The 12,647-nt window shown below is 45.8% G+C and carries 12 protein-coding genes and 1 other RNA gene; all 13 read right to left on the minus strand.

Annotated features, from left to right (window positions below; all coding sequences use genetic code 11):
* The 13 genes from ACIGBN_RS03690 to hflX all read right to left on the minus strand — a co-directional run bounded on the left by ACIGBN_RS03690 (window position 1) and on the right by hflX (window position 12,631).
* Window positions 1-1,764 carry a peptidoglycan D,D-transpeptidase FtsI family protein gene (locus tag ACIGBN_RS03690; RefSeq protein ID WP_396663713.1) on the minus strand — a complete coding sequence of 588 codons (1,764 nt, stop codon included), beginning with the start codon at window positions 1,762-1,764 and terminating at the stop codon, window positions 1-3.
* Window positions 1,761-2,039, minus strand: coding sequence for a cell division protein FtsL (ftsL, locus tag ACIGBN_RS03695; RefSeq protein WP_341563797.1), 279 nt, complete (start codon window positions 2,037-2,039; stop codon window positions 1,761-1,763). The genes ACIGBN_RS03690 and ftsL overlap by 4 nt, the downstream gene beginning before the upstream one ends.
* Window positions 2,032-2,970, minus strand: a complete 939-nt coding sequence (gene rsmH, locus ACIGBN_RS03700) for a 16S rRNA (cytosine(1402)-N(4))-methyltransferase RsmH (RefSeq protein ID WP_133003219.1) — start codon at window positions 2,968-2,970, stop codon at window positions 2,032-2,034. Before rsmH ends, ftsL begins: the two co-directional genes overlap by 8 nt.
* Complete coding sequence (gene mraZ, locus ACIGBN_RS03705) at window positions 2,967-3,422, minus strand: division/cell wall cluster transcriptional repressor MraZ (RefSeq protein WP_133003218.1); 456 nt, start codon at window positions 3,420-3,422, stop codon at window positions 2,967-2,969. The genes rsmH and mraZ overlap by 4 nt, the downstream gene beginning before the upstream one ends.
* A gap of 220 nt (window positions 3,423-3,642) precedes the next feature.
* An RNA gene (gene rnpB, locus ACIGBN_RS03710) (RNase P RNA component class A) lies at window positions 3,643-3,989 on the minus strand.
* 87 nt (window positions 3,990-4,076) lie between these two features.
* Window positions 4,077-5,420: an ATP-binding protein gene (locus ACIGBN_RS03715; protein ID WP_133003217.1), complete on the minus strand. Its 1,344-nt coding sequence runs from the start codon at window positions 5,418-5,420 to the stop codon at window positions 4,077-4,079.
* Between the two features lie 6 nt (window positions 5,421-5,426).
* Window positions 5,427-6,125, minus strand: a complete 699-nt coding sequence (locus tag ACIGBN_RS03720) for a response regulator transcription factor (protein ID WP_133003216.1) — start codon at window positions 6,123-6,125, stop codon at window positions 5,427-5,429.
* Between the two features lie 205 nt (window positions 6,126-6,330).
* Complete coding sequence (locus ACIGBN_RS03725) at window positions 6,331-7,629, minus strand: adenylosuccinate synthase (RefSeq protein WP_396664272.1); 1,299 nt, start codon at window positions 7,627-7,629, stop codon at window positions 6,331-6,333.
* Window positions 7,630-7,666: 37 nt separating this feature from the next.
* On the minus strand, window positions 7,667-8,842 hold the full coding sequence (locus tag ACIGBN_RS03730; protein WP_396663717.1) for an ATP phosphoribosyltransferase regulatory subunit: 1,176 nt from the start codon (window positions 8,840-8,842) through the stop codon (window positions 7,667-7,669).
* Window positions 8,843-8,856: 14 nt separating this feature from the next.
* Complete coding sequence (locus ACIGBN_RS03735; protein ID WP_133003214.1) at window positions 8,857-9,054, minus strand: DUF2065 domain-containing protein; 198 nt, start codon at window positions 9,052-9,054, stop codon at window positions 8,857-8,859.
* Between the two features lie 117 nt (window positions 9,055-9,171).
* Window positions 9,172-10,047 (minus strand): protease modulator HflC, encoded by an 876-nt coding sequence (gene hflC, locus ACIGBN_RS03740; protein WP_133003213.1) that lies wholly within the window; start codon window positions 10,045-10,047, stop codon window positions 9,172-9,174.
* A complete protein-coding gene (gene hflK, locus ACIGBN_RS03745; RefSeq protein WP_396663720.1) occupies window positions 10,047-11,297 on the minus strand; it encodes an FtsH protease activity modulator HflK in 1,251 nt (416 codons plus the stop codon). The genes hflC and hflK overlap by 1 nt, the downstream gene beginning before the upstream one ends.
* Window positions 11,298-11,338: 41 nt before the next feature.
* Window positions 11,339-12,631, minus strand: a complete 1,293-nt coding sequence (gene hflX / locus ACIGBN_RS03750) for a ribosome rescue GTPase HflX (protein ID WP_133003211.1) — start codon at window positions 12,629-12,631, stop codon at window positions 11,339-11,341.
* Between the last annotated feature and the right edge of the window lie 16 nt (window positions 12,632-12,647).

Raw genomic sequence — 12,647 nt, forward strand, 5'->3', positions numbered from 1 at the left:
TTAATTCCCTTGCGCCACCCGATATGGCGCTTTTTTTGTATCAAGTCGCACTTCACGCAACCCATCAGGTAAGTCTGGTGAAATATTTAAAATCGTCAGCGCCCCTTCCATCACACGGGAGAAAACCGGTGCTGCGACTTCACCACCATAATATTGACGACCCTTTGGATCATTGATCATGATAACCATGGCCAAGCGTGGGTTCGAAGCAGGCGCAAAACCTGCAAACATAGCGTTGTATTGATCATACTCATACCCTTTTGAGCCGACCCTGTGCACGGTTCCTGTTTTACCCGCTACGCTGTAACCCGGTATTTTAGCCGCTCGTCCTGAGCCTCGCTGCACGACAGCCTCCATCATTTTCGTGACATTTTTAGCCACTTGACGCGGAATCACTTGTTTACCAACAGGCTTGCCATCTTGTTTGAAAATACTTACCGGCACACGATAACCGCCATTAGCCAAGGTCATATAGGCTTGCGCTAACTGCAATGTAGAAACCGATAAGCCATAACCATAAGAAAGCGTTGCCACTTCAGAAGGGTGCCACTTGGGATGAGACGGTAGATTCCCCGTCGCTTCACCAGGAAAACCAATGCCAACAGGAGAGCCAATACCAAGCTCATAATCTATGTTCCAAATGGCATCTTGAGGCAAAGAAAAGGCAATTTTAGAGGCGCCAACGTTACTGGATTTAACCAGTAATGTTTCTAAGTTGATTTTTCCATAATTGCCTTCGTCTCGAATCGTAAAGCGCCCAATACGCAAGTAACCAGGCGCTGTATTAATGGTTGATTCTGTGTTGTATTGGCCTGACATAAGCGCCGCCGACACCGTGAAAGGCTTCATCGTAGAGCCCGGCTCGAATAAATCGATCACGGCACGATTTCGTAACTCGTCGTATTCTAACGTTGAACGATCATTTGGGTTATAAGATGGTTGGTTGACCATGGCTAAAATCTCACCGGTCTTCACATCCAAAATCACCGCAGACGCCGATGTGGCTCTATGCTCAGTCACCGCCGCTTTCAGCTCTCTGTAGGCAAGGTATTGCAAACGCAGATCAATGCTTAATTCTATATTTTGACCAGGACGCTCTGGCTCATCTTCGCCGATAGAGCGCAACACATTGCCATTCAAATCTTTTAGGAAGGTGCGCTTACCAGGTTTTCCCTGTAACGCTTTATCATAAGCAAGCTCTATCCCCTCTTGGCCTTTATCATCAATGTTGGTAAAGCCAACCACTTGAGCGGCCACTTCTCCGGCAGGATAAAAACGTTTGTATTCACGGGTTTTGCTAACCCCCACCACATGAGCAGCCATGATCCGATCCGCTTCATGAGGTGCAACTTGTCGCTTCAAATACATGTAAGAGCGATTTTTGTTGCTCTCAAACTTGTCTTGCAACCAAGCACGCCCAACCCCCATAGCATCAGCCAAATGCTTGATTTGCTGACTCGGTGTTTTCCCCTGCTGTGGGTCCTGCTCCATATTCCAAAGCGCTTTTGGATTGGCAATCAAGGTCCATGTTGGCGTACTGACCGCTAACGGCTCACCACGGCGATCGAGAATCATCCCCCTTGTCGCAGGAATAGATTCACTTCTCACCGCACGCATCTCTCCCTGATTCTGCAAGAATTCTTTATCAACAACGGTCAGGTAAAAAAGACGGCCGCCTGCGACTAGAAATAATACTAGCGCAATGCCGTACACAAACCTAAAACGCCATTTTCCTGGACGGTGAGCACCGTTTTCAATATTCATGGTTTAACTATTATTAATTCATCCTGAGTGGGGGAATGCATGTGTAAATCCTTGATGGCAGCTTGCTCTAATCGACTCGGCTGAGTCAGAGCACTTTGTTCTAACAACAGCTGCCCCCATGTAACCTCATAATTCACTTCATCTTTCTTTAACGCTTGAAGATGAGAAAAATCTGTCCTGAAATCATAAACTTGTACAACGACTAAAATAGATATCATGGCTAAAACAACGATACCGAGGCTGGTAGGCCAAGGAGAAAAACGTTGCTTAATCACTTATCTTCTCCAGCACACGAAGCACCGCACTGCGCGATCTCACGTTGTCGCTCACTTCCGATTCTGAAGGTTTAATCGCCTTACCAATGGTTTTAAATTTAATGTCTAAATGCGCATTACGAATCGGCAAATGACGTGGCAATTCAGGCCCTTTCGCTTTCAATTTCATAAAGCGTTTTACGATGCGATCTTCCAAAGAGTGGAAACTAATCACCACCAAACGACCACCGACTTTTAAAGACTCGGTTGCGGCTTCTAATCCGGTTTCCAAATCCCCTAACTCGTTATTAATAAAGATTCGAATACCCTGAAAGGCTCGGGTCGCAGGATTTTTTCCTTTTTCCCAAGCTGGGTTGGCTTCCGCCACGACTTTAGAAAGCTGTAAGGTAGTGATGATTGGCGTGTGGGAACGGTATTCACAGATGGCTTTGGCGATGCGTCGCGAAAAACGCTCTTCGCCGTATTGATACATCACATCGGCAATTTCTTTTTCCCCAGCAACCGCAATCCATTCAGCCGCACTCATCCCTTTATCAGGGTTCATCCGCATATCAAGCGGACCATCATTCATAAAACTAAAACCACGTTCAGCGTCATCTAATTGGGGCGAAGAAACGCCCAAATCCATCATAATGCCGTCGACTTTATCGACACCAAACACCTCATTAATGTGCTCAGCCATGGCCGCAAACGTGTCTTGTACAATCGTAAAACGCGAATCTTCAGACTCCAGCGCTTTACCAAAACCAATTGCCACTGGGTCTTTATCAAACCCCAATAATTTACCGTCGTTCAATCGGTCTAACACTAGGCGCGTATGACCACCTCGCCCGAATGTCCCGTCGACATACAGTCCGTCAGTGTTGGTCACTAACATATCTACCGACTCATTTAACATCACACTGATATGTTTTGAGGTCGCGTCTGTCATAAAGAGATATCCATCATAATTTCTGGTTGCAGTTCATCGAGTGATTCTTGAGATAAGTAGTCGTCGCGCTGGGACTCCCACTCATCTTGACTCCATATTTCTAATTTCTTCCCTTGCCCAAGCAAGGTTACTTTGCGGTCTAAAGCGGCAAAATCACGCAATGGGGCTGGCAATAAAATCCTTCCCGCTTTATCCACTTCTAAATCTGTAGCATGACCAACCAAAAGTCGCTGAAGCCGTCTTGCCTGTGGCTGAAAACTTGGCAACTTATCCAATTTTTGCTGGATCTGTTCCCACTCAATCAATGGATAAAGCAATAAACACTTTGACGCTGGATCAATAGTGACGACGACACCTTCCTCTTCGTATTGAGCAAGTTCATCACGTAGGCGGGCCGGAAGCGTCATACGCCCCTTTGCATCCACACTCACTTGATGAATTCCACGAAACACGGCCATATCCCACTTATCGACACTTTATCCCACAATTTAACACCATTTGCTAAAAAGAGTAAAAAAAAATGCCCAAAATAAGCAAAAATAGATGCAATGATTCCGTAAAGACGCATTAAAGGAGATTTTTCAGAGAAAAACGCACAAAAAAGACAAGCTCTGTCTCAAGCAAGGGATTCAACGCGTTGGGATTGGTATTACAAAAAAAGAAGGGGGAAAAAAAGCAAGTTGGCCGATAAGCCGGGTTCTGTCGTGAACAGTCATTCATCTAATACGTACATCACTGCACGTCTTTAGCAACCTACCCGAACTCAGCGCGGGTCACGCCAATGAGTTCCTATTTGGTCTTGCTTCAAGTGGGGTTTACCTTGCCACGAACTGTTACCAGTCGCGCGGTGCGCTCTTACCGCACCATTTCAACCTTACCGGTAGTAAACTACTTAGGCGGTTTATTTTCTGCTGCACTTTCCGTAGGCTCACGCCCCCCAGGCGTTACCTGGCACTTTACCCTGCGAAGCCCGGACTTTCCTCCCCCTCTTACGAGGCGGCGACTGCCTAGCCAACTTGCGACGCGCATATTACTGACCTCGCCGCAGAATAACAAGCACTTTCTTGCAAGCGCCCCAAAAGCCCTGCAAGAAAGCCAAATAAACACTAAACCAAAGGCACTTTAAAGCAGACCTCTAAGCCGCCTTGCGGTCGGTTTTTCGCCTCGATACAGCCATTATGAGCGTGAATAATACGTTTAGAGATGGTTAAGCCCACACCAAAACCACCGCTATTTGCCTCGCGCGCTTCAGACGAGCGATAAAAAGCATGGAATATTTTTTCGAGTTTTTCCTCAGGCACACCAGGGCCATTATCACGTACAAAGATAAGGGCATTCCCCCCTTTCTCTTCCGTGGCCACCTCGATAATGCCACCCTCACCCGCGTAGAAACACGCATTACGCAGCACATTCTCAATCGCATGACGCAACTGCAAAGGGTCGCCCAATAAGGTTTTTGGCAGGGTGCCAGACTTGGTAACCGAAATGCCCTTAAGCTGACTTTCAAAACTCACATCAGCAACAATTTCATCCAGCCATTCTTGCAAGTGCACCGTTTCTTTACTCAATGCCGCCGCTTCAAGACGACTGAGCGTCAACACCTGTCCAATCAACTCATCCAACTCATGAAGCTCAGTTCGAATTCGGCAAAGGTAACTTTTCTGCGACTCGACAGCGAACTTATCTTCTGCGATCGTCAAAGCCACTTCCATCCGAGCCAGCGGCGTTCTCAATTCGTGAGAAACATCGCGCATCAAACGCTCTTTGGATGACAGCAAGGTATCGATGCGCACCGCCATTTCATTAAACTCTTGCGCCAGCTTACCTACCGCATCACTGCGCCTTGCAAGCTTATCCTCTACCCGCGCCGACATGTCCCCTTGACCAAATAGCCGAGCCACACGTTGCAGCTTCAACAATGGACCAAGCAGCCAGTAAGCCAACACCCCACTAGAGACCAACAAGCCCAATAATGACAATGCAATCACCAAACCAGGCGCCAAAGAGTCTATCTCAGGGTTCGGTCTAAAAATTAATAGGTATTGGACGTTATTCGCACCAATAACCTGGATAAACTGACTGTGTAAGAAATCCGCAGCGGGACGCCCATCCGCTCTAGCGCCTTTACTCAACGCGCTTCCTGCCGTCGTGCCACTTGTGTCGTTTTCACGGAAATTTCTTGGCAGCGGCTTAAGCAAGGGACGACCATTTTCTTGGTAAAGATAAATATTACCAGACAAGCGTTTTTCCGCTTTTTCTGCCTCCCCTTTTAACGCCGCTAAGCCAAATTTTTCGTACCCTGCTACCAGTTGAACACCAATATCACCTAATAAATCAGCAGACACCTGGTTATGTTTCTGGACAAATTCAACAATTCCCAAACCAATACTTACGACCACAGTATTAGAAAGCAGAACCACCAGAAACACGCGCAAAAAAGTACTCTTCATAAACTATTAAACGCCCTGTTCACTTGCTACAAAAATATAACCCACACCGCGCACTGTTTTGATTCTAGGATCGCCATTCTCCAGATTACCAATTTTCTTACGCAAGTTACTGATGTGCATATCCAAACTACGGTCATACATTGTTAACTTTCGACCCAAGGCTTTTTCGGACAATTCTTGCTTAGTCAACACCTGACCCGGCGCCATCAACATACACTCAAGCAAGGTGTATTCAGACGTAGTCAGCTCAACCAACTCACCTTCCAAGAAGACACTGCGATCTTTACGACGCAAAAGCACACCCGACAACTCGATATCCGCCGTTGGATCGTCTTCTTTCTCTTGGCTAGCTCGACGCAAGATGGCTTTAATACGAGCCAACAATTCACGTGGGTTAAACGGCTTAGACAAGTAATCATCCGCCCCCATTTCCAAACCTAGGATACGATCAATATCGTCTCCTTTCGCCGTCAACATAATAACGGGCACAGAACTTTTATTACGAATCTGTTTGAGTGTTTCAAACCCATCCAACTCAGGCATCATGACATCTAGAATCACAATATCAGGCATATCAGCTGCCATTAACTCCAACGCTTCACGACCATTCCATGCGTGAGCAACCTGGTAACCTTCACCATCAAAGTACTCTTTGATCAAATCAGACAAACGTGCATCATCATCCGCTAACAATAACTTCATCATAATTACCTTATCTCTTTTAAATAGATTCATTCTCTTACGACGCAAGTGCGTCCGTAATATCAATTGTAAATATTACCTTAGGGATAAATAAAGACCTGCCCCCATTTTCACTCTATTTACAATTCATACTAATAAATGACTCCTTCTCACTAAAAGCAAACAAAAAAAGCCGCATCAGCGGCTTTTTTGTCTATTTCACAAGCAATTAGCTTTTGAAAGGGTCACGCAAAACAATAGTTTCGTTGCGATCGGGACCCGTCGAAATAATATCAACAGGCACACCTACATGCTCTTCTAAGAAGCGAATGTAGTCTTGTGCATTTTTAGGCAGCGCTTCAAAGTTTGGCGCACCCACTGTCGATTCACTCCAACCAGGAAGTTCAACATAAACAGGACGTGCTTGCTCATAGCCTTCACTATCAACAAGAGAGCCAACCACTGGATTGCCATCGGCGTCAGCGTAAGACACACATACCTTGATCACATTAGAACCGTCTAGTACATCCAGCTTAGTTAAGCATATGCCAGATACTGAGTTGATCTGTACTGCGTGACGAAGCGCCACAGCGTCAAACCAACCACAACGACGAGAACGACCTGTTGTTGCACCAAACTCATGACCACGAGTACCAAGGCGCTCGCCATCTTCATCAAACAATTCAGTTGGGAAAGGACCTGAACCAACGCGCGTTGTGTAAGCCTTGGTGATACCCAAAACATAATCCAGATACAAAGGACCGAAGCCAGTACCTGCAGGGGCACCGCCAGCGGTTGTATTGGAAGACGTCACATAAGGGTAAGTACCGTGATCCACATCCAACAATGAACCTTGCGCACCTTCAAACATGATGTTGGCGCCAGACTTTCTCAAGTCATGCAAAATGGAAATCGTATCCGCAACCATAGGGCGCAAGAAGTCCGCCATTTCCAAACCTTCCGCGTAGACTTCGTCGTAAGAGATAGGCTCAACTTTATGGTAGCTTGTCAAAATGAAGTTATAGTACTCAAGCACTTCTTTCAGCTTACAAGCAAAACGCTCAGGATCCAGCAAATCACCAACACGAATCGCACGGCGCGCTACTTTATCTTCGTACGCAGGCCCGATACCACGACCCGTTGTACCAATTTTTTTCTCGCCTTTTGCAAGCTCGCGAGCTTGGTCCATTGCGATATGGTAAGAAAGGATCAACGGACAAGCCGCACTCACTTTCAAACGATCAACCGCAGGCACACCCTGTTCTTGAAGATCAAGCACTTCTTTCTTCAACGCAGCAGGAGACAGCACAACACCATTACCAATGATGCACTGAACACCTTCACGCAAAATACCAGAAGGAATCAAATGCAGAACTGTTTTTTTGCCATCAATAACCAAGGTATGACCCGCATTGTGGCCACCTTGAAATCGCACTACCGCTGCAACATCTTCAGTAAGTAGATCAACTACTTTACCCTTGCCTTCATCACCCCATTGGGTGCCTAGAATAACGATATTTTTACCCATAATATCAGGTCTCATCTTGATAGTTCTTAAAGAAAATCTATTGTTCGGCCGACACAAGCTGCCAAGCATCATCAACAAACACTAACGTAAAATCTATGGCGTCTACACAACCATCGTCCAACGCCTCAATCACTCGATATCCCTGAGCTCGCAATGCATTCACTTTCAACCACAAATCATCACTTTCGCAGACAGGAGACAACACAGTTTTTGGCGCCACAACGTCAATATTGGCCAGTGCCACCAAGGCTTTAACATCAGTACTAAAGCCAGTTGCTGGTCGAGAACGACCAAAAACTTGTCCAATATTGTTATAGCGACCACCTCGAGCAATGGCGTTACCATGCCCTGGAACGTAAGCCGCAAAAAGCAATCCGGTGTGGTAGCTATAAGACACCAAATCGCTCAAATCAAAATGCAATCCTATACTAGGATAGCGGCGAGCAACGACGGTGCTCACATTCGTTAGCAACGCCAGCGCACCATCAATCGACTGACTGATACCGCCTAACCCTTGAACAGCGGTTTTCAACACTTCAACACCGCCACACAGGCGAGGCAAAAGCACCAACCACTCAGACTGTTCTTGAGCCACGTCTAAATGTTTCACAAAAGCATCAAGCTCAGGAAGATCTTTAGCATTATAAAGTTCAAGCAGCTTACTTTCTTGATCATCGGTCAAGTCACAAGCGGCCAACACACCTCGCACGATATTAACGTGACTAAGGTCTAACACTAGATTTGATAGTCCCGCAGAAAAAAGCGTTTCCAACATCAAAGACAAGACTTCGATATCGCTCTCTAATCCACCGTGACCATATAATTCTGCACCCAGCTGTATTGGGCTACGAGTACCATCCAAGCCTGCTGGCATAGTGCGCAACACACTACCGCAATAACTCAAACGCTGAACACCTTCACCTTTAAGACAATGCGCATCGATTCGAGAAACCTGCGAGGTAAAATCTGCACGCACGCCCATAAGACGACCAGATAATTGGTCAATCACCTTAAATGTTTCGATTTCTAGGTCTGAGCCTGCACCGATAAGGAGGGAGTCTAGGTATTCTAAGAGAGGTGGGATTACAAGATGATAACCCCAACTTTCATGGAGATTCAGCAGGGTTCTTCGAAGATGTTCTATTTTAGCGGCCTGTTCAGGCAACGCCTCATCCACACCTTCAGGAAGCAACCAACGGTCTGCTAATGTCATTAAACTATATCCTCTTAGCTTCGAGTCAGTAAAAGGAGCATTAATCCAAGAAACATACTAACCACACCCAGAATACGCAAATTCACATCGGAACTCGCGAGTGCTTTCACCATGATTCGTCTCCATAACTGAGGAGCTAAAAACGGCAAAATTCCCTCGGCGATCAATAACAGGCTGACGCCAATAAGCAGCGACTGCAACAATTCCTGCATAGACTCTCTTTATTTTGACCATTAAAAAACCGGGCAGGACCCGGTTTGTGTAATAGTACCATGTTTCCTATTTCAACAAATAGGCTTCACGATCCAATATTGCTGAATAATTCATCCTTACTTAGAAGGAGTAGAACTATTCAAATACTTAAAGAACTCGCTATCAGGTTTAAGCACGAACAAATCCTTCTTACCAGAGAAACTATCTCGGTAAGCCTGAAGACTACGATAGAAATCGTAGAACTCTGGATCTTGCTTGTAGACTTTAGAATAAATAGCAGCCGCTTGCGCATCACCGTCACCGCGAATCATTTCCGCATCACGTTGAGCTTCCGCTTCAAGAACCACACGCTGACGATCTGCATCCGCTCGGATACCTTCCGCCAACTCAAGACCTTTCGATCTGTGCTCGCGTGCTTCACGCTCACGTTCCGTTCTCATACGCTGGTAAACAGACTCACTCACATCTGGCGGTAACTCGATTCGCTTAACTCGAATATCAACAATTTTGATACCCAACTCAGACTGAGCCACTTTATCCAAATTATCGCGAAGCTCTGTCATCAACTGATCACGCTGACCAGAAACCACTTCATTCATGGTGCGCTCACCAAACTGGTTACGCAAACCTGTATCTACTCGAGAAGAAAGCACTCGGTTAGCCACAAATTCATCACCTGAAGTCGCCTGATAAAACTTAGCAACCGATTCAATCTTCCATTTAACATAAGAATCAACGATGACCGCTTTCTTCTCAAGTGTTAAATATCGCTGTGGACGAGAATCCATTGTCAAAATACGTGAATCAAATTTCTTCACATCATTTACAACAGGGATCTTAAAATGAAGACCCGGCTGAACATCCGCTTCAACAATCTCACCAAATTTAAGCACGACAGCGCGCTGAGTCTCTTTCACGACATACAAAGTCTGAGACGCAACCAAAATAGCAATCAATGCAGCAAATAGAATTGAAAAAGAAAGTCCTTTCATTAGTTTCTCCCCTGTCTATTTACCGTCGTACCTTGGCGCTTACGAATCTCATCAATTACTTGATCCGTTATCGTGCCAATACTGCCAGAATCAAGAGACTTAACGTCTACCTTGCTTCCTGAAGCTTGATTTTTCATCAACTGGTCTAGAGGCAGGTACATCATATTGTTACCGTCTTTTGTATCCACAACGACTTTGTTGGTATCTTTATAAACAGATTCCATTGTTTCGATATAGAGACGACGACGCGTCACATCTGGTGCTTTCACATACTCACGGTAGAGGCGATCAAAACGATCGGCCTGACCACTCGCACGCGCCACTATTTCAGAGCGATAAGCTTCGGCTTCTTCACGAATTCGCTGTGCTTTACCACGCGCTTCAGGAATCACACCATTAGCGTACGACTCAGCCTCATTACGAACACGCAATTCATCTTCTTTCGCTTTAATAACATCATCAAACGCTTCTTGCACTTGCGTTGGCGCTTGCGTGTTTTCAACGTTAACTTTAGAGATCAATAAACCGGTACCGTAAGCATTATTGTAATCCTGTAGACGCACCTTAACTTCAGACGCAAGCAACTCACGACCTTCCGTCAAAATCTGATCCATTTCAGAACTACCAACAACATGGCGCAAAGCACTTTCTGTTGCTTGAGCAAGAGACTCTTCAGGATCACGCACATTCAAAAGGAAATCTTTTGGATTTTCTACTGAGTACTGCACAGAAACACTTACATCAACAATGTTGTCATCAACCGTTAACATCAGCGCTTTATGATCATGAGAACGTACTTTTGTCACGTTCACCTTACTAACAGAATCTATTAATGGCGCATTCCAATGTAGACCAGGCATTACTGTTTCGTAGTACTTACCCAATCTTAGAACAACACCACGCTCTTGCTGATCCACCTGGTATACGCCTGACGCTGCCCATAAACCAAGCAAAGCGATCAACACGATGGCAACTAAGCCACTACCAAATTTTCCAGAAAAACCAGAATCACCACCACCGCCAGAACCGCCTTTACGGCCTTTCTTGACGCCTAGCATCCCCATAAGCTTTCTAAAAGCTTCGTCAAGATCAGGCGGACTTTGATCATTGCCACTGCCTGCTTGACGACCCCATGGGTCATTACTATTGGAATCCTTCTCACGACCGTCGTTTGGGCGATCCCCATCTGTACGGTTTTTATCCGGATTCCATGGGTCCTTGTCGTTATTACCCGGTTCATTCCAGGCCATACTACATCTCCACTTTATTTTAATGATAATCAAATCTTGAGTTATGCAGCTTCAATCTGATCTTCAGACATTCCAGCACGCGCTAGTATTTGTAAATAGTCCTTTTTTGGCAACCTAACTTCTAACACAGATTGCCCAAATTCATCATAGCGTTCGGAGCGAACCGCTCCTTGCTCAAACAACATAGCCCTTAAGCGGCCATATTCATTTGGTAATACCAGCGTTTCATTGAGTACATCTTCCGCCAAAAGTTCCGCAATCGCTTGCTGTAATAATTCAATACCCAATCCATCGCGAGCTGACACCCACACCCGAACAGGTTTGCCATCCGCATCTCGATCTATTCGAGCTTCTGAGCCTGGCAACATATCAATTTTATTAAACACTCTTAACGTCGGCACTTCATCAGCGCCAATTTCTTTCAGTACACTTTCCACTTCCGCGATGTTTTCATCTCGTGATATATCCGCCGCATCCACAATGTGAAGCAACAGATCCGCCTCAGAAGATTCTTTCAATGTCGCCTGAAACGCTTTTACCAAGCGGTGCGGCAACTGTCGAATGAAACCAACTGTATCGGCCAACACCACAGAACCAATTTGCTCTAGGTCCAAGCGTCGTAACGTCGGATCCAAGGTTGCAAACAATTGGTCAGCGGCATACACATCCGCGCCGGTAGCACGATTAAACAAAGTAGACTTGCCCGCGTTGGTGTAACCCACCAAAGACACAGTCGGCACCGCAGAACGAGAACGCGCTCGACGGTTTTGATCACGCTGAGAATTTACCTTATCCAAACGTTTTTGAATGGACTTGATACGCTCACGCAACAACCGACGGTCTGTTTCAAGCTGGGTTTCACCTGGGCCGCCTCGTACACCGATACCACCTTTCTGGCGTTCCAAGTGAGTCCAACCTTTCACCAGTCTTGTCGACATATGCTGAAGCTGGGCCAATTCCACTTGTAACTTACCTTCATGGGATCGCGCACGCTGGCCAAAAATATCCAAAATCAATCCTGTGCGATCAAGCACACGACAATTTAAGAAATTTTCTAGATTTCGTTCTTGGGAAGGAGATAAGGAGTGATCAAAAAGGACGACTTCTGCCCCTTCTCGATCAACAATACCTTTGATTTCATCTAATTTGCCGGTACCGACAAAATATTTGGAATCAGGTCGCAGACGAGATCCGGTAACAACCGCTATCGGATCCGCACCCGCTGAGATGGAAAGCTCAACAAATTCTTCCGGTCCATAGGACACACGCTGATCGTGAAAATCCATATGAACCAATACTGCAATATCACCACTATCGGGGCGTTCAAAAAACAAATTAATATTCCTCAGT

It is taken from the genome of Marinomonas sp. NPDC078689, from assembly GCF_044542435.1.
GTDB lineage: Bacteria > Pseudomonadota > Gammaproteobacteria > Pseudomonadales > Marinomonadaceae > Marinomonas > Marinomonas arenicola.

Excerpts from the sequence above, each read along its gene's own strand:
- hflC (WP_133003213.1), bottom strand. The coding sequence starts at position 10,047 with ATGAAAGGACTTTCTTTTTCAATTCTATTTGCTGCATTGATTGCTATT.
- ACIGBN_RS03720 (WP_133003216.1), bottom strand. The coding sequence starts at position 6,125 with ATGATGAAGTTATTGTTAGCGGATGATGATGCACGTTTGTCTGATTTG.
- ACIGBN_RS03730 (WP_396663717.1), bottom strand. The coding sequence starts at position 8,842 with ATGACATTAGCAGACCGTTGGTTGCTTCCTGAAGGTGTGGATGAGGCG.
- ACIGBN_RS03735 (WP_133003214.1), bottom strand. The coding sequence starts at position 9,054 with ATGCAGGAATTGTTGCAGTCGCTGCTTATTGGCGTCAGCCTGTTATTG.
- rsmH (WP_133003219.1), bottom strand. The coding sequence starts at position 2,970 with ATGACAGACGCGACCTCAAAACATATCAGTGTGATGTTAAATGAGTCG.
- ACIGBN_RS03715 (WP_133003217.1), bottom strand. The coding sequence starts at position 5,420 with ATGAAGAGTACTTTTTTGCGCGTGTTTCTGGTGGTTCTGCTTTCTAAT.
- ACIGBN_RS03690 (WP_396663713.1), bottom strand. The coding sequence starts at position 1,764 with ATGAATATTGAAAACGGTGCTCACCGTCCAGGAAAATGGCGTTTTAGG.
- ACIGBN_RS03725 (WP_396664272.1), bottom strand. The coding sequence starts at position 7,629 with ATGGGTAAAAATATCGTTATTCTAGGCACCCAATGGGGTGATGAAGGC.
- hflK (WP_396663720.1), bottom strand. The coding sequence starts at position 11,297 with ATGGCCTGGAATGAACCGGGTAATAACGACAAGGACCCATGGAATCCG.